This window comes from Endozoicomonas sp. SCSIO W0465 (assembly GCF_023716865.1).
In the GTDB taxonomy this organism is placed as follows: Bacteria; Pseudomonadota; Gammaproteobacteria; order Pseudomonadales; family Endozoicomonadaceae; genus Endozoicomonas.
Map to the genome: position 1 here is coordinate 6,225,850 of NZ_CP092417.1, position 19,034 is coordinate 6,244,883.

General features: G+C 46.1%; 10 protein-coding genes and 1 pseudogene. 2 read left to right on the forward strand and 9 right to left on the reverse strand.

The window, feature by feature from the left end; all coding sequences use genetic code 11:
- Positions 1 to 56: 56 nt before the first annotated feature.
- From MJO57_RS28005 to MJO57_RS28030, 6 genes are all read right to left on the reverse strand, one after another.
- The gene (locus MJO57_RS28005; RefSeq protein WP_252020416.1) at positions 57 to 1,256 is read right to left on the reverse strand and encodes a hypothetical protein; all 1,200 of its coding nucleotides are present in this window, start codon (positions 1,254 to 1,256) and stop codon (positions 57 to 59) included.
- A 768-nt stretch (positions 1,257 to 2,024) separates the two neighbouring features.
- A complete protein-coding gene (locus tag MJO57_RS28010; protein WP_252017330.1) occupies positions 2,025 to 3,539 on the reverse strand; it encodes an IS66 family transposase in 1,515 nt (504 codons plus the stop codon).
- A 48-nt stretch (positions 3,540 to 3,587) separates the two neighbouring features.
- Entirely contained in the window at positions 3,588 to 4,067 is a 480-nt protein-coding gene (locus MJO57_RS28015; RefSeq protein ID WP_252020418.1) for a hypothetical protein, read from the reverse strand.
- A complete protein-coding gene (locus tag MJO57_RS28020; protein WP_252020420.1) occupies positions 4,067 to 5,122 on the reverse strand; it encodes a DUF4007 family protein in 1,056 nt (351 codons plus the stop codon). Before MJO57_RS28020 ends, MJO57_RS28015 begins: the two co-directional genes overlap by 1 nt.
- A gap of 86 nt (positions 5,123 to 5,208) precedes the next feature.
- Positions 5,209 to 7,242, reverse strand: a complete 2,034-nt coding sequence (locus MJO57_RS28025) for a DNA phosphorothioation-associated putative methyltransferase (RefSeq protein ID WP_252020422.1) — start codon at positions 7,240 to 7,242, stop codon at positions 5,209 to 5,211.
- 687 nt (positions 7,243 to 7,929) lie between these two features.
- Entirely contained in the window at positions 7,930 to 11,562 is a 3,633-nt protein-coding gene (locus MJO57_RS28030) for a DEAD/DEAH box helicase (protein WP_252020424.1), read from the reverse strand.
- Positions 11,563 to 11,892: 330 nt separating this feature from the next.
- On the opposite strand from MJO57_RS28030, the gene MJO57_RS28035 reads away from it, so the two are divergent.
- On the forward strand, positions 11,893 to 13,047 hold the full coding sequence (locus tag MJO57_RS28035; protein ID WP_252020426.1) for a hypothetical protein: 1,155 nt from the start codon (positions 11,893 to 11,895) through the stop codon (positions 13,045 to 13,047).
- 973 nt (positions 13,048 to 14,020) lie between these two features.
- Here the strand turns inward: MJO57_RS28035 and MJO57_RS28040 are convergent.
- Both MJO57_RS28040 and MJO57_RS28045 read right to left on the reverse strand, forming a co-directional pair.
- A complete protein-coding gene (locus MJO57_RS28040) occupies positions 14,021 to 15,358 on the reverse strand; it encodes a transposase (protein WP_252017304.1) in 1,338 nt (445 codons plus the stop codon).
- 77 nt (positions 15,359 to 15,435) lie between these two features.
- Positions 15,436 to 16,468, reverse strand: a pseudogene (locus tag MJO57_RS28045) (transposase).
- A gap of 258 nt (positions 16,469 to 16,726) precedes the next feature.
- Between MJO57_RS28045 and MJO57_RS28050 the strand changes: the two are divergent.
- Positions 16,727 to 17,902: a plasmid pRiA4b ORF-3 family protein gene (locus MJO57_RS28050; RefSeq protein ID WP_252020428.1), complete on the forward strand. Its 1,176-nt coding sequence runs from the start codon at positions 16,727 to 16,729 to the stop codon at positions 17,900 to 17,902.
- Positions 17,903 to 18,434: 532 nt separating this feature from the next.
- Here MJO57_RS28050 and MJO57_RS28055 read toward each other — a convergent pair.
- A complete protein-coding gene (locus MJO57_RS28055; protein WP_252020429.1) occupies positions 18,435 to 18,872 on the reverse strand; it encodes an Hsp20/alpha crystallin family protein in 438 nt (145 codons plus the stop codon).
- Between the last annotated feature and the right edge of the window lie 162 nt (positions 18,873 to 19,034).

Consider the following 19,034-nt stretch of genomic DNA (forward strand, 5'->3'; position numbering starts at 1 on the left):
GAATACTTTCCATAAGAGTAAATAGTAGTCCCAGGCTGAGTGCCGGAACAAGGTCATCAAGATGCCATAGCGGGTTGAAGTATGTTTTTTACCTGGCAGAGCGCTGATTCTAAATCCAGTTCTGCTCTGTATTCCTCACCTTGCTTTCCAATGGGTATTGCATTGGCAACCAGGTACCGATCTTGATCCGTTTTATAATTATGATATTTAACCAGGTAAACACTTTTACCCTCCAGCTCATAAAGTTTAATATCACCCGTTGTCGTTAAAGCTCCCTCTCCCTGTGCAGAATTCAAATAGCTGAGAACATCAGTTTTATTTTTATGTGGATAAAACTCGATTTGAACTTTTTTTGAAAAATGAGTAACTGAGTATTGATCGATTTTTTCTACCGAACCGCCAGTGCTGATCATTTTATCTACAAGCTTTGGACGTGACTCCATATTTGCCTTGTGAAAATGCTCATCAATTTTTAACTGCTGATCCGGCTCAAGATTTCTACGAACCTCACCCAGCATCAAAGAAGTAATGGGATGAAACTCTATTTTGGGACTTAATCGAGTAAGTGTACTTGCATTTTTTGGCCTAAACCTCCCACCATCCTTAAAATAGCCAGGCAGAGATTCCTCCCTGCTGGCATAAAAGGCTTTTTCTTTTTGATCTACCGTCTTAACAAAATCATGGTAATATGGCTTCACACGGTCATAATATTCAGGGTATTTTGATTTGGTGCAAGCCTCTCCCATATCAAGACATTTGAGATAAACAAAGACCAGCATTTTCTGGTCGTAACTTAACTTCTCTATCATTTCTTGTGTCTGCTGTGGCACCGCCTCTTTTTGTATAAAAACCCGAATCCAAAATGAGTGGGCAGCATCTCTTTCAAAAATTTCGGCATTTTTTACATTAAATGACTTTTCAAAGTAACCTGGTACTGTTTGCACCTTCTTGTTTATGAAATCATTAACACAGCCAATAATCCTACAGTCATCCTTAGCTTCTGAAGACCGTAAAATATGCTTACCAGTCACATAATAAGCAAGCATTGAATCAAGCCAATGGACATTGGAGATTAAACGATCAGATAAACCAACATGCTCAGACTTTGAAGTTTCTAATTGAACGTCTGATGGATACATTAGAGAACGTACTTGATCACTGGAAACGGAATTAACTGGTTCAGCTTGTGGAGTTAATGATCCAGCGTAAGAGTGATTTTGATGCAAATTGCCAGAATGCCTTAGTGAGTAGTCCATAGCCATAAATTAAGTCCTATAAATTATTAGAATTTCCATTAAAAATCATGGCTCTATTTGATTTCCGAACTGCTCTGCAGTGAAAATTGGATGTGGACCACGCAATGTAAGGCTTGAGGGCAAATTGCCGAGCAAAGCTCTGAGAGCCTTTAATGATAAGTGCTTCAGCCAGGTTCAATCTGGGAACAGTCTGTAATCCAATAAGAGCCAAAATCATTTATGTAGTATTTGATTTTGTAATGATGTGTGCATAATACTAATTAAGACTATGGTTTATTAAAAAAGTTCCTCCATAAATGAACTAACATGCAAAATAAAAACTCTGACTCACCCAACATAGGCAATTTAAAAGAATCAAGGAATCAAGGAAAATTATAATATGAACTCAAAAATAAACTTGGGTGCTATTAGCCCGCAATCTGTTTTTGATGATACTTCGCGTAATTCACAAACTAATAAATCTCTAGTACAAGCAGGAGAGCCGACTTGTACAACCGTGGACGAAAAATCGATAACCTCTGCTTACCTGACATCAGGTATACATCAGAAAACACGCATAAAATCTAGGTAGTTCCCATCCAAAAACTATAGCCCTTGGGCCACGTAGCCTACAGAGATTTGACGTGCTCTGAATTTACAGGAAAATCACATCAACTCCGCTGTAGCCCCCGAAAACTGGTTGAAAAAGGCGTCAAAACAAAACTTGATTTTTTCCCTCTAAGCCTTGGCACGCATAGGCTGCAGAGTTTTTGGACGAGAACTAGGTAACTATTCAGCACTGAGCAAAGGCATATTACAGTAATTCCGAACAGCTCTATGAAGTGATTGATATATGTCCATTCCCTGTTTTCTGGCAGACGACAAATAGCTGCGAATCCGTGCAAACATAGAACCACCGTCTGCACTCCTGAAGCAGCCTGAGATTTTCTGCTTTAACTTGGCCATTCGAACATCCCGCTCACTGCCATTGTTATCGAAGGGAATGGTAAAATCTGACATGAAGCGCAGTGTCTCAGCCTTGAACTCAGTGAGTCGTTTGAAGAGATTGTAAGCTTTAGTATTCTTGACTTTCTTGCGCTTAAGCTCCTCTCGTTGCTTCTCCATATAGACGACTTCTTTCATTAGAGCCCGCTGAAGCAACCGGTCATAAATCTTCTCGATTCGTTCACAGACAACACTTGGCATCTGTAGCATACCTATGGTCTTAAAGCCCTTGCAGTAATGCCAGGAAAGCCTCAGTAGCTTCATCAATCGCAACGCCAGTTGATTGCTGTCCCTATCAACAACACCCAAAAGCTCCCTCAGGTGATGGGCATTGCAAAGTACGTGAGTTGCCGCATATGCAAAATAGGATTTCCAATGATCATGAACCAGAACGCCTGCAAATGTTAGCAGTATGCCCATCGTGTCCATGGCCTCACGACCTCGCTTTTCAGACAAGTAGTAGAGCGTCCATTGTTCATCCCGCATAACGTGTAGCCAGTGCAAAGAGCCCTCGGCCCGCATACCCGTTTCATCGGCTCCGGCAACAGACGATTCCCGCAAGGCGTCACGAATAACCTCTTCAGTAGAAGCCAGATTTTCATAGGTTCTGGCCACAAAATTGGCGACAGTGCCTGCACTTACACTCATTTTATAGAGAGTATTAAAATACTCTGACACGCGCTTAAAAGGCAGGAAATGGTATTGGTTAAGATAGACGGCCATAGCCTGTGTGGCTGAGCCATATTGTGCGGCAGCGGTAACACCTTCCGGGAATTCAGCCTGATTCCGACAACCACAAGTGCAGATTTTTACTTCAGCTCTATGGGCCGTTACTTCAAATTCACCCGGTCTCCCTGGTTCAAACACCTGTCGTTCAATATATTTGACCGGCTCACTATCAAGAAGAGACGCCTGACATTTATTGCATTCTTTAACCGGAAGGTACTCAATATAGTCAGGGATATCGACCTGTTTAAGACAAGTGCCCTGATGCCCTTTCTTTCCACCGGCTTTATTACCAGAAGACTGTCTCAGACTTTTAGGATTGGGTTTTTCATCCGATGGATCGGTACCTTTATCTGCGGAAAGGTCGTCAGAATGATCTGGAGAATTACTGTTTTTACAAGGTTTTTGATAACCATCAGACGATGGCGGCTTGCTGCTGTTTTGACTGTTCTTGCCAACCTTTTCTTCCAATTCTCGACATCGCTCTTCCAGACAGGCAACTCTCATCCGCAGCTCTGCATTCTCTTTCAAGAGAATCTCAGCCGACATAGTTGCGGGTAGTTCTGGAATCATGCTGGCGAATATTGTGGAAAAATGGTGCTTAAGAGGATGGTATAAAAATCAGAAAATTCCAGATTTATGTGGGGGTGCTGAACAGTTACCATACTTCTTTACTAACTTACGAGTGCCTGGGTGTTCAGAAAGGGCTTTGATGACAGCGTGCCACATAGAGCCCACAGGATGGCCAATGCCACCAACTGCACGAACGATTAACCAGCCTTTATCAACTTTGAAATGGCGTCCAAACTCTTTATCGAAAGCTTTGCCTAAGCGTGCTTTTGCTGCACTGCGAATTTGTTTGTCATCATGAAGGCAACCAGCCAACAAAAGAGCAATGGTGGACTTACCGGTACCGTATGGACCTGTTACGGTAAAGGCTCGCTGTCTTGCTTCTGAATATTGCTTGCCAAGCGTACGCAGGGTATTTTCAGCCGTGCCGTGAAATATAAGACCAGGAAAGAATTCAGGTGCCAGATCGTTATCAATACGGGTAGCACGCTGATAGCGAACATTAATAAAATATTTGTCTGCGAGCAGCATTATTTACCCTGCTTGTAATAGTGTCTGAGATACGTTGACTTTAAAAACTCAAGGTCTTTTACATTGTCACATTGAATTTGACGCAAGCCTTGAGTATCCGTCCAAGAAATGCGTTTCTCAGTCAGCTCTTCAACCTCATCTAAACGGTTTGCCAGTGCACTTTGTGATAAACGGAAAATCCGTGCTGGTGAACCTTCAGCAGTCAAAAGTCGATCAAAAGAGATGGTCTTACTTTCTTTGGCATACTCAAACCAATAGTCCATAAGTGCATAAGTGAAGACTTCAATAGGCAAACTCTCCTGTTCACCAAGATCTGCGCTGTATTTTTTATAACGACCGTCTTCCAGCGTGCGGATCAAACCCAGCTCAACAAGAGGAGAGGAAAAACTATCTTCACTGATTTTGGATGTTGAGGAATTTCTATAAGTGTAACCCTGCAAAAAGCAGTCAATATCTTTGCTAACCGTTTTGTAATTAAGCGTTTTCTTTACGGCTTTTTCGCTGCCATCAAATTTCAGCTTTTCAGCATCAAGAGTCAAAGAATCCAGTAACTGCTGCTTATCGAAACGCTGACCGTTAAAACGGTTAAAAAACCACCGATAAGATGTAACGGTGTGGTAATCACGGTTTAGCAACCAGTGCAGCAACCAAACAGTACCAACACGTTCCATATAAGGGTCCCATCCGGAATCCCCTTCCTCTTCTCCAAAAAGGTCAGCAGCAACTTCTGTCAGGGTATCTTTTTTACGATTAGTCTCATCAATCATTTTTGATGCTATAGCCCAATAAGCTATAGAACTAACCATGTTTTTACCGACACCCATACGCACGACAGCTTTCTCTTTATCTTCCGAACTGCCTGATGTGACGGGCTTTAGAGGCTTGCCATCATATTTTTCGCGCACGGATGAAACGGCTTTATACAACCACCCGTATCGAAGAGGAAAAGTCTCATGCCCTGAAAATTTAGCCGTATATTTTGCCACTTGCACCTGCCGTTTTTTGCCACTGGAGTTAACCTCCAGTAACTGATTGTCCGTTAGATCGATTTTCAAGGCAAGGCGTAAGAATATTAATTCGACACGTAATACACCTAACCACCCTGCATAAAATACTGTATATAAAAACAGTCATTACAGGATTAGTAAAGATCTTCACAATCTTTATTGACTTTGTAGAAGCGATACCCCTTAACTTCGAGGTTATAGCCGTGCTTCATTACTTCAGTGAAGGTATCATAATCGAGCCCATAGCCATCCATGTCAGGCAAATCCAGCGAGAGGAGCTTTTTATCAAAGGATTTTTGTTTCGAATAATCAGCAAAGCTTTCATCAATCAATTTCGATTTCCAATAAAGTGGCTGCGGTGAATACAGGCCAGCGGCATAGTCAAAAAAGTCAATCTCCTGCTTGCGTAAATTTATTTTTATGCGCTGCTGCAACAGAGGTATTGGCTTATGATCAAAACCCTCGTACTTCATAAGAGTTAGCTTTCCAGAACGGATATGCACTTTAATCAGATTGACATCACTGACATCACCGTAAAGCATCGTTGCACAACCTATGTATAGCCTCAGTGCGGGAGGGAGATCGTTCACAAACCTAGAATGAATAACCAGAGAATGACCTTCGTTGAGAATACTTGCAGGTAACTGCTCATGTGCAAGCTGACAAGCTTGCTCTATGGCATTCATCTCTCCAAGAGAAAAGAGAAGACTTTGCGCTTGCGCCTGAGAATTTTTATAATCACCAAAGAAAGCTTTTATATCACGCTTTAGCTTTTCTGGCATATGCCTGTATGGCTTTCGTTTACAAAACTGCTGGAGAGCAAAATATATTAGCAAGTCTTCCCTGCGGTCATTTTCGGCCTTTTCAAAATCATCAATCTCGTAACGCTCACACAAAATCCGAAAGGCTTTTTTAGGCGAGCCCACCAGCGCTTTAACCTGCTCATATTGGCTGAATTCATCCACAGCAGGTAGACGACCATAGTCCAGACAACTGACCCAGAACTGCTCCAACAACTGACCATGCTCGACAAAAAGGATCTCTGACCTTGGCACCTTAACCGGCTTCTGGGTTAACTGCTTCCAGTGATGACTGACTCTTCGCTGTTTGTTGGCAAGGTATAACTGCTCTTCATCTTTATCTTTGAAGATATAGAAAATACCAGGGGCAACCGCTATTGGCTCTTCTTCAACAATATGCTCAATAAAATGCTGAAGCTCACTCTGGGTATAATATTTTTGAAATGTGTTCCGCGAAGTAATGACACCATCTTTATAGCGCTTAAACTTCTTTATATGCTCTTCTCCGGCAATCATTGCCGAAACCACCAGAAGTTTTTTTGTTAATCGCCAGGCACCTAACAGGGCATCAACACGCTCCTCCAAGTCTTCGATCACATTGATCACATAGCCAATGTTCACAAGGTCAGCAGAAACTTTTTCTCCATCAGGGCGCCAGTTAGGGTCCCAACCTGAAGCACTAAGGCCATGCGCCTCTAATTCACAGAGATCATCTCCACGACCGCAACCGTAGTCAAATAGTGAAAACTCACCCTCTAAGTAGCCTTGCTTTGCAAGTGTTTTCATGGGCGAAGACAAAGCATCACGAGACAGTGCAGTTCGATGACGCTCTATTTTCTGTTCTGTCTGTACTACCGAGGATGAACGAAAAAGCCTGCCATCCACCAGTTCATAACCGCGCTCATGAATCAGCGATTCCCAGGTTTGCCTGAAACCAATGATTTTTGCATTGTCGTATAAACCGGCCTCTTCGCCTTCCCGGGTGATATTACAAAACTCCTCATAGTAAGGATCATCCGGAGCAACCATTGTTTCTTTGCGATGCAGGATGGGAGGATTGATGCCGGAAAACTTATTATGCTTGTAACGCTCTCGTTCAAAATCGAGACTCAAGCTGGAGTGAAGAGCGGGATACGCCTCTTCATAAAAATCCGGGTAGTTCAACAACGAAACACCAAAGCCTCTGGTTTGCAGTTTAATCACCGTCCATGGGACATTCTGACCAAGGACTTCCAGCTTCAGGGAAATCCATCGGCCTAATTCTGCCGCTTCTTTATGAAACGTGCTTTTATGGAGATAAACGGCTCCCGGTAATTTTTTACCATACTTAAGCTCTTTGACATGAGCCTGAAAAATCTCTGGTGTCATCGCAAAAACTCCCAGACCAGTTCAAATCTGTTACCTGATAATTTTTATGATATAGTCAACGACGATAGTTGAACCAAGCTTGGAGAAGATTTTGTAACAGGGTCACTTACCCTAAGCTTAAAACCAGCCTGCAGATACTTGAGCACCTCACTCAGCGACTCAAGATAGATATAATCTTGCTTAAATCGTGTTTTACTGACTATATACCTGCCACAGCTGTGCTTGTGAGGTGTATAAACAGCCCCTGCCTGTTTGCCTCGGGCAACCCTATAAGAGATCGGTGGTTCCATAATACAAACTCACACACTATGTTTGACTGGAGCTTAAGGCACTTCAACCCACCTATACAACTTCCCATCAGTTTCTGAGGGGTTCTGACTTACGTAAAGTCAAAGGAGTTCATAAAACGTTATCTCATCTGATCAACAGTAAAAAGAGATCCGGAATCATAGCAAAGATTGCAGTTATTCCAGAAGAACACGACCTTCCGAACTCAAACAATTCCGGTACTGCTCTCTATTTAACCATAATATTCTCCAGTCCAGAAATGAGCTTATAGGCAGCATACTTCTGCAAAAGAACCATGCAGATACAGGTTAAAGCCATGCTACCGACACTCAGGCCAAGAAGGTTTCTTTCTCCTGGCCAGATTTGCACCATCCGGGAATGATGACCGCTACTGAATGGTTATGCCGACTTGACCGGCTCAAAGAGCACGTTCAGGTCATCTGCGGTTATTGCCGGTTGCTTCTTGCCAGAACCACTGCCATATAGCGCATTGGCTATGGCTTTTTTCTTTGCTTTCAACTGTTGGATTTTTTCTTCAACGGTTCCCTCGGTCAGGAGTTTATAGACAAATACCGGCTTATCCTGACCAATCCGATGAGCCCGGTCACTGGCCTGCTCTTCTACCGCCGGGTTCCACCATGGGTCGTAATGGATCACGGTATCCGCAGCGGTAAGATTCAGGCCGGTGCCGCCGGCTTTCAGGCTGATCAAAAATACCGGCACGTCTCCCATTTGAAAAGTATCCACCGGTGTTTTGCGGTCACGAGTCTGGCCGGTCAGCTTCACCCATGGGATGTCAGCCGCCTTTAACTTCTCCTCAATAAGCGACAACATGCTGGTAAATTGGGAAAACACCAGGATTTTCCGTCCCTCTTCCACCATGGGCTCAATCAGCTCCATGAGCAGCGATAACTTGGCAGACTCCTTCACCGAGCTGGCCTGTTCCAGTTTCACCAGTGAAGGATCACAACAGGCCTGGCGCATTTTAAGGAGTGCATCCAGGATCACGATCTGTGAGCGGGCCAGTCCTTTCTTTTCAATTTCCTGTTGAACCCGGGCTTCCATACTGGCGCGGATCGTCTCATAGAGATCCCGTTGTTTACCCTGCAGCTCCGTCGCCCGAACAATCTCTGTTTTGGCAGGCAACTCTTTCGCCACAAGATCCTTGTTACGTCGCAACATAAAGGGAGCGACCCGCTTTTGCAGTTTTTCCGATTGTTCCACGTTACCCTGTTTTTCAATGGGCGTGCGATAAAAGCGGGTAAACTGATCCCGAACGCCCAAAAATCCGGGCATCAGGAAATCAAACAGCGACCATAGCTCCCCTAAATGGTTCTCCATGGGGGTTCCGGTCAGGCACAGTTTATGCTCAGCCTGCAGGCAGCGCACCGCTTTGGCACTTTTGGATGTGGGGTTTTTGATGGCCTGGGCTTCGTCCAGAACCAGCAGGTGAAACGGAATTTTCTGCAAGTGTTCAAAGTCCCGCTGGATAACCCCGTAACTGGTCAGCACCAGATCGGAATCGGCAATGGCATCGCTGTCACGGCTACTGCCATGATGAATATGCACCTTCAGGTCCGGAGTAAAACGCTCAGCCTCGTTGCTCCAATTGTGAAGCAGGCTGGTTGGGCATACCACCAGCGTCGTTTTGCTGACCCGTTTTTTGGCGCTCCCCTTACCCTTTTCAAGCGTTTGCAGCCGTTGCTTTTCCAGCTGGATATGAGCCAGCGTCTGCAAGGTTTTACCCAGCCCCATATCATCCGCCAGTATGCCGTTCAGGCCATATTCCCTGAGAAACTGCAGCCAGGAGAGCCCGTGCAGTTGGTATCCACGCAGCTCTGCCATCAGGCCTTTTCCGGGTTTGACGGGTTTCAGCCGTTTAAAGGTCTTTAACTTTTTACTGAGTGCCAGCAGTTTTTCCCCACCGGCCCAGGGCAGGCCAAGCTGATCGTACAGCTCTTGCCAGATTTCTGCGTGGTAGGTTTGCAGTTGATAGTCGTTAAGTGGCCGGTCACCAAAGAGCTCCAGCAAGGTGCCGGCAATCAGTCGCAAACGCTCAGCGGGCAGCTGAATGAATTTCCCACCCGGCAGGGCTACCGGTACCTGAGCGTCTGCCGGCATGTTCTTCAGTTCATCCTGTGTTGGCAGCTGATTGAGCTGACGGGCAAGCAAAGGCAGCAAATCAATGGATTTACCATCGATCGTGACCCCAAGGCGCAGGTTGAACCAGTTATTGTCAGACTCATCCAGTTCAGCGTACCAGTCGCTATCGGAGATCATCTCAAACTGAAACGGGAAGTTGTCATCAATGGTCACCGTCCAGCCATGATCTTCCAGCCCGGCAATGGTGTCGGTCATGAATCGCAACCAGCGATTACGGTACTGCGTACCGGATACGCCGGTAATCAGGTCATAAACGTCCAGTTCCTTGAGCTGGCGTACGGACTCCATATGGTGGATGTGCGCCGGTTCGATAAAGTCTGGCAGCTGTTCCAGTGCCTGAAGTTCGAATCCGGTTTGCCGCGGAATAACCTGAGGGCTCGCCTTGGCGGTGTTATTTAAGGGCGTGATCGTTTGCTGATGACTGCCAAACGGGATTATCTGGCCATCGTAATCAAATCGTACCCGGCCACGGGCCAACCGGTCACCGGCGTTACTTCCGCCCGGAATACTGTCCAGCAATAGTTGTGGTTTGGGTAATACCGTCAGAACCGAGACTTTTTCCGGTAACGGAATGGCCATGCTACTCTGGCGATCATCCGGCTTACGCGTATTACTGCCTTTTTTGTTACTTTTTTTGTTACTTTCTTTTTTGTTACTGCCACCCGTGGTGTTATGAAAAGCGGCCTTCAGCGCTTTACTGGTGACCTCTATACCGGCCTCGTCCAGGGGAGGCGCGTCCAGCAAAAGGCCGATCAAGCCGGGATCGGGTAATCCCAGCAGGTCACCGCAATAGAACTGATCCTGACTTCTCTGAAGGTAGCAGGGTGGTTCTGAAGGAATTAATAACAGGGGTAGCCCTGTGCCGGCATCCACCAACTCGGGGCGTTGCAAGCCCTGTTCATCAAGCTGCCAGCGAATCTCTCCGTTTACCGGCGATTGCCGGGCAACCGGCAGTTTTAACTCCCGCCCCACCACACAACGCCCTGTTGCCAGGATTATGTCCAGCAACTCATGCCCTTCTTCTCCGCCCAGAGTGATTATCCCCTGATACACATCAATCCGTTTATTGATGTAGGCCAGCTTAAGAATACGGCGGTCATTCTCGGTCATACTGGCGGGCCAGCTGCCATTATGGAGGCAGTTGTATGCGCCGTGATAAGGGGTGGGTTTACCAAATCCACCTTTCTTCAAATGGCGAGAGAAACAAATCTGGACGATCATTCCACCGTGGTATGATTTTTCTTCCAGAACGTACAGCGTGAGGTTTACATTATTGGCTTGCTCTGAGGTTTGCTGGGCCTCTCTTTCCCGGTTTTTTACCGCAATGTCCAATCGCCTGAGCCAATTATTTCGCTGTTCTTCAAGCTGTTTCGCCTGTTGCCGGGCGGCATTCCCCGGAGTTTCCGGTGCCATTTCCCCCAGAAATTCCTCAACCATGGCTTCCACCGCATCTGAAGTCAGGTGGTTACCAAACTGTTCCTCAAACAGTTTTTTCAGGGCATTAATATCAGCTGTCGTGACCTGGGATGAACGGGGATTACTGTCGTATCCCATCATCTGATTAAGGCGCCTGGTTCCATACTTTTTCTCCCCCGTCAACAGCAGCGCAACGGCATGTTTACAGTTATGGCCTACCGGACAGGAACAGAACCCCTCAATCACGTCCTCTTCCGGATCATCCGTGTGCTCATAGAAAAACACCTCGGTTTCATAAGTGTTACGCCCGCTGCCTCTCACCACCCCCTGCAACCTATCCTGATCTTCATCAAGCTCAAGACGACTGACTTTATTTTTCTTAACATAGTCACGCCCCCTTTTCAGCGTAGTGGCTGTGAAAATATGGCTGAGATTGATATGGAGTTGAGTCATTGTATTGGCGGGCAGAATTCAGTGATTTGTGGGAATTATGAACGACAAGCGTATCCATTTAAATGGGGGCCCCACTTGAGACAGAAGAACTGACCATAGGTTCAAAACGAAACGGCCCCGAGAAAGTGTATTCCCTCCACACTGCAGTGTATTTGTTGTGTATCTGTCGGCGGCGGGCAGTAATCGTTCTTTGCGTTGAGCGTGTACGGTTCTTGTGACCTCTGGCTTGTAATGTGGACTGTAAAAAGGGAGCTATACTGCTTCACTTTTGGGTTGATTCATCATTGCGTTTTTTGACGAACGAAGTGATGAAAGGGTTCAGGTGTCATCATGGCGAAGCTACCCGCTGGTCAGAAGCGTCGGCAAAAAGAGTTGAAGCGGAGGAAGAAAAAAAAGCATCAGGAAAAAAAGCAGCAGGTCCCCACATCCATGACCTTCATGGACTTACCACCCGCCCTGCCCATACTCTCTGAAAGGCTGGTTGAATTTGCCGGTCGTCTGCTGGATGAATCGCAGACAGGCCGCAATTATATTGAAAACGTCATCACCATGGTCGTTGGCTGCTGGAACATGGGAGCGGTGACCGCAGAGATGGCCCAGGTTATGCGAAGAGCGTTTTCCGAATCCTTCAGTGAGGCATTGCCCGAGGTGTTCCAGGCTATGGAACTTCACTTCGACAGTCTGATCACCGCACGACGTTACCTCTATGCCGATGACCCCCGCTATATAATCAGTCATACCGTGAACTGGACGGGTACCAATGATTATTACCTCCGAATTAAGTGCATAAACCTGCCCGACGAAGAACGGTTCTCAGGCAGAGTGGAAGGCGCAGAAGCCAGGTTGCTCTCGGAAGCGCGAGAAAAAATGAAAGGGTTCCGGGCTCCACCACTGACCGGGGAAGAAACCCGGCTGAAACAGCTGATTGACCGGGGGTTTGACCTGCTGAACGACAACACAACCCAAACCGGTAAGGATGCCCCAGAGGTGGCAGCCTGTGAAACCTGGCTGGAGGCCTGGGATATCATCAAGAAACGCTACCAGAACAAACCATCGCTGGACACCATTGGCTCCAGAATCGAACCAACCCTGGTGTCGTGGTATTCCGAGATGGATATGCATCTGTTAAATGCCGCACTGGCTAAACCGGCTTTGGTAGAAAAAGGCATTACCTTCTTCCGTGAGTTTCTGGCGCTTTTCCCGGAATCCCATGAGGGGACCACCAAGGCATACCGCGAGGCCATGGCGATGCTGCAATTCCGGAACCGGGCATATGACGATGGCGATGCCACCTTTAACGCCCTGGTGAAGGATTACCCAGACTCAGCCTGGAGTTACATTCACTGGGGCGATGCCTATAATCCAACCTTTCCCCGCGCCGCTTTCGGTGATGCGCCTGTGGATAGTGAACGCGCCAGAAACCTCTACCAGATCCCGATCGATCAGGACCTTGAAGACGCTGAACACGCCCAAAAAACGGATTGATGCACTGCTGGCAATTGAGCGCAACGAAAACGACGTAGAATCAGCTGAAATCTTACATCCCAGCAATAGTGAGCACACACCCACCAAAACAGTAATCATCATAACTGGAACGATGCGGCGGGTTGTTGGGCATGATCACCACGACACTTCGTAAAATGCATCCGTCCCCAGCAAGGGGATGTATTGGTGAGCCTGTGGTGCGACTGGAACGGGGATAGCGGCTTAAAAACCGCTATCTAGGGAAGGCCGTGTTGAATCAGGAAACCTGTTAGGTGACTAACAGGAATCCCCGTCGTTCACGGCGGGGAGGAAGTCAATGAAAATTACAACCTGGCAACCCTATTTACTGACGAGGCTTATAACATAACCTTATAGCATCACCAGCCCCTGGCCATCTGACCAATAACGTTAATCATCAACTAATTCCGTGGGTAACTCAGTGAACAACCCGTGGGAGAGTCTGGTAAACATTGGGAAGCTGGTATTAAAAGGAAGGCGGTTGTTTTTTAACCAGCGGTGAATAACTGATAAAAAGAAAACCCCGCATCAGCGAGGCCCGTAGAGAACGAACAGTGTCGTAGGGGTTTCCTGTGCGTCCTGGCTGTTTTTTAAGGCTTCCATCGGTTCACGTCACTGTGACACCTGAACACCTCATCCCTGATGCCGTGTTTTATTCAACTCAAGGTTCTCGCCGGTTGAATAAGTCTATTATTTTACCGGCAGTGGCGTATCATCCTATCAGCCTGAATACGGGATAAATTGCACACCCCCCGTATTAAACAATAAAAAACCTCGCCCGCGGCAAGGCTGCAATGGCTGATTCATCAGCAGTCAGCGGTTTTTATTATTACTCGACTTTAGAGTCTGTATAAAACGATAATTCGGTCAGCTTTTTATAGTGAAGCAAGCCGAAATCAGTGAACTGTTTTTCCAAGTTCGTTATTACTTCCGTTTTTTGCCTAAAAGCCTTTAGTTATGCTGCTTCTGAATTATCCGGTATTAACTGGTCGATCAGATCGCGAAAATTGAACTCATATTTTTGCTTATATCTGTTCCAGCCCTTGCGAATAGAGAACCTCGGAATAATTCCTGAAAGAGCAATTTTCATCATGCCTGCAGTGGTTGTATCCGGGCTTCTCCAGGGTATCCGAGAAATATTCAGACATGCCTGATTTTTACAAACGGTTAATAACTGCAATAATGCATAGCCTGCCATTTTCAAATGCATCCATCGAAGCAGTGTTCGCAATTTCTGCTGCCATAAATGGCAACAGCCAAAAGCATGTTTGAGTTGGTGAAACATTGGCTCTACCGGCCATCTCCGGGAATAGGCACGAAGCACCTCCAGTCCCTCAAGTTCCGGATTGGTCGAGATGAATATTCTGCTTTCGGTCAGACCTTTGTCATTTTCAAAGCGACTCCAGACGACGCGTACTTCACGACCTTTAAGGAATCTGGCGCGACAGATCAGGGTACGATAACGTATTTTGCGAAATTTGCCGTACATCCATACTGTTGCTTTTTCTTCCGGCAGTTTCTTAACCTGTTCTGTCGTCATCTTGATGCCGTACTTTTTTGGGCGCCCTCGCTTCTTTACGGTGGGTGCTGGCGGCAAAGCATAGAGGGCCCGATTTGAAGGTATCTGACCAACAACTTCTATGTTCATTTCCAGAGCTGGCTTTATCAGTGTCCAGTTCATATACCAGCAATCGGTTAGCAGGCGTAGCACTCGATCCTTCACTTCATTGCGTACCACCCTGAGCATGGCCACGGCAATTTTCAGTTTGCTGGTGTTACCTGAAGCTGGTGTCGGAAATGAGATCACCGGTATGGCGGTAAATACTTCATCTGCAGCCCGCTCAAATATGATGGCCAGGGAAACCCAACACTGCCCCCAGATGTACGTCGGCCGATTGCGTTTCTTGCTGTGTTGATGATGTGTACGACAAGCAGGGGCTTTGTCGGAAAACCGTTCGATTACCCAGTCATCAAGCCCCAGGACCACAGGTTGATTCTCAGGAGCTTTGGAGCAGACCAGACGGATCAAGTGGCGTGCCAAGTTCTTCCATTGCCACTTGCCCTGAGATAGCCAGTGGTGGTAGCTGCTCCACACACAATGAAAATCAATTGTTAACAACGCCTGTGTAACAAAGCCGTCGGCTGAAAGCATGCAACCGAACAGCAGTTCGCAGAACGTTGGTACTGCAGTTGATGATAGCGCTCCAGCAAGAAAGGTTGTATATGAAGCGAGCTCCCTGAGGATTACTTGATGATCTGAAGTGAGCATGGCAACCATCTCGAATTTCGTCATTGGGGATGGTTGCTTTTAGCAGATTATGCGCCGGAACTATTGTGCTCTTAAAACTCTAAAGTCGAGTATTATAGGACTTACGCATTGATGACACCGATAAATTTTGGTAGGAGGTGATCCTTCCCCTTTGCAAAACTCTCAATGAAAGCGCCTATTGTCTCTTTAAACAGCCCCCGTTGGTGCTGATAAATATTCGTAAACTCCTGCTCTATCTGCATTTTCTGGAGATAAACAAAAGCTAAAATTGCAGCAAATATATGGTTTCTGACGGGTCGTTCGCTGCGAACCTGAAAGTGCTCAATATGGCAAACCTGCTTGATCGCCCTGTGAAACTGTTCGATCTGCCAGTGCTGGTCATGGATCTGCTTGTATCATGCGTTCAAAAGGGACTTCCTCTGGCAAGTAAACCACGTAGTGGCGACGCTGGTCTTTTAGCATCGTCCTGAACAACCGGATCTTACCGAAGTCTTTGAGCCATACATCCAGACCATTGTCGGGGATGTCGAGGTGTTGAACCTGCTGCCATTTACCTTTTTCCAGTGATACTGTCCTGTTTTTCTCAACGGCAAACATAAACCCAGTCTGATGGTTTTTAATCGTCTTCAGGTTAGTCGTGCAGCTGTACCAGGAGTCACCGGTAACGAACGCTGGCTTCAGCCCCCATACCAGCACTTCAATCAACATTTCACGGAAGTAGTCGTTTTTTGTCTTGTCTTCCGATTTGTCGTATATCCTGTAATTCACCGGCATATGGCGCCCGGATACGTCGGTGTAATAAAGGGTGATGAGGTTAACTCCCTTAACCACTCGGTGATGTTTACCCGACCAAAAGTGGCCAACCAGTGCCACGGAGTAGCTATAAGGTTTGTCGAGCACGCTGTCATCAACGCTCAGGGTGCCGCCAATAGGGTTTAAACTTTTGACTGCTTCATCGTACATATCTTTGGGCTGATAGTTTTCACGCTTAAGAAAGCGGTTTGCGCTATCGTGAGAAAAGTCGGTAACCTCGGCCAGTCTTGTGCATGTTGATGATTTTGGCTCACTAATCAAAAAGCCAATGTATTTTGCAAGAGTGCATCGTGCAGTGGTCGGTCGAGTGGTAGTTCTCACTTTCATCCCTGAAGACATCTGTTTTTTGGCATTATCAAATTTTAGAGCCTGTTGTCAATGCGTAAGTCCTATATTATTATTGAGGTGGTATTTATTCTTAGGCAGAGAGTGGGTATTTGGTGTTCTTATTACCAGCCCCCGAAACCATCGCTATCAACTTCGGCAAGCACTCACTGCGCAAATACAGACTACGTATTTACCGAAAGAAAAGAATTGATGTACGTCAACAAACCCCGGTTGACCATGAGAATGAACTGAATGTTATTTGAAGCCAAAACAGCGGAAGCCATCGCGTCTTTTACCCTGTCGGATCACCAGCAGGTTTTCCTGCGGGATGTTGATGTTTTTCTGGATTACCTGGTGAAAAATCCGGTTCCTGTCTCGAAAAACAAGAACCAGCCCCCGGTGAAATGGGCTGAGCCACTGAACCGTCTACTCTCCAGCCCTGATGTACTGACCTTGAAACGCCCCTTGACCGCCAGTTATGCGCGGATCATGGGGTTATTACTACTGGGACGCAGTTCAGGGCTGGCCAGCCTACGGCCAGACAGCAGGGGCAACACCATACTTCATGTCCACGATTCGATTTACCAGCAGTGGCAGGTCATGACGGATATTGAACGGTATTTTACTCTGCTGGAAGCGTGGATTAATCGTGGCTATGCCACGAATGTCGGAGAAAGAATCAGTGCGATTGATAACCGCTTTCTGTCCGGGTTTATGATGATGTTGGGTGATAATGACCTTTGGCAAGGCAGGCCAGCGCATGATCCCGGTTTCTATTTGCGCCGGGGTAAGGCTTTCAATCTGTCCATTCTCAAAATGACGGGGCTTGCGGATTTTCAATTTGAAGACAGCAATAGAAAAATCAATTATCTGAAATTGACGCCCTGGGGACAGCTGTTTTTAACCGCTTGTCGTCAAGGGTTTAAAGACTCACTGATATGCGGGAACTATGAAGACGACGATGAACAAATTAACCTTCTACCGGCAATAAAAACCATTCGGTCAGATGTGAACAACACCCTGGAAAAAACCGCACCAGTGATTGCGGCCAGTTATATCCTGTCCGTTGCCTTGGGCAGTAAATGCACCCGTACACTGAAAGTGTCAGCGGATCACCTGCTTGAAGAACTGGCAGAAGCCATACTCGAAGCTTTTGACTTTGATAATGACCACCTTTACCACTTCCAATATCTGACATCATTTGGTGCAGACCGGAGCATTGGTCATCCCGCGATGGATTTTTGTGACGGGAGCGTTACTGAAACCCGGCTGCACCAACTTCAACCATTTCCCGGAATGAAAATCACCTTCGTCTTTGATTACGGTGTTAACTGGGAGTTTGAGATCGTGGTCATGCACGGCAGTGAGGAAAGTACGTCTGATATCCAGGTGATCGAGCGAAAAGGCAAAGCACCTGAGCCGTATTGATCTCTGAAAGTTATAGGTCAGTATCCGGATTATGAGGACATATACTGAAGTGCGATTTTTCCCAGCCGTACGCCGTGTTGCGGCTGGTATAGTTTTGCAAAATAACTGATTATTATTTAACCACCCATTATCACCCCGCCTGTCTGAAAGGCTGCCTTTATCCCCTAACTGTTTATCAACAATCTTTTCCACACAAATTCCGGATAACTGAAACAGGGGATAATAATTGTGCAGGTATGTAGTGCAACGGGTTATCACGAACTACTGACAACATAAACACATGTTGCCAACAACTTATCCACTGAAAACCGAAACGGGAACTCATTCCTGGTTGCATCCAAAGTGGATACCTGAACCATATCAGTGAACATAACCAGCTTTGACCATGCCGCCATCAGCAGGAAGCGGGTGTAAATGGATGCTCTTGATAATGGGCAGAGCATCCAGGCTAATAAAGGGTATGGAAGTATAAGAGGAGGCAATGACTTCAGAGGTTTCTGATAGGAAAACTCATCCCTGAGCTCAGTCATTGTTACTGCACTTTAATTTCAAGAAGCCTTGGTTTTGCCTTCTCTTGTTTAGGAAGCACCAATTCCAAAGTACCATTGTTGTATACTGCTTCAACTTTTTCTCCATCTACTGAATTTGGCAAAGTAAAACTTCTGACGAAAGAGCCGTAAGAGCATTCAATTCGATGATGCTTTTTATCTTCGTATTGATATTTCTTTTCACCTTTAATAGACAGAACGTTGTTTTCAACGGTAACTTTTACATCGTCCCTATCAACCCCTGGTATTTCCAACTTCACATTAAAAGATTCTGGATTTTCCACAATATCTGCTGAAGGCATCCAGTCTCCTACTTCCATAGATTGTTCAGAAGCATTGGGGAGTGATTTTCTTGATGATCTTCCATACTTGTCCAGCAGATTTTCCATTTCAACAAATGGATCCCAAAGAGTTAGGCTCATGACTTTTCTCCTTTTAATTAACGTAAGTTTTGATGGTTCAAAGACAAGCAGCGCTTATCCATGAGCTTATATCGGGGTTATCTTAAAAAATCCAAACGTCAATATAAGAATAAAAAATTATAAAAAACTGTTTGAAAATAAATTAAAAGGCGGGACTTCTGG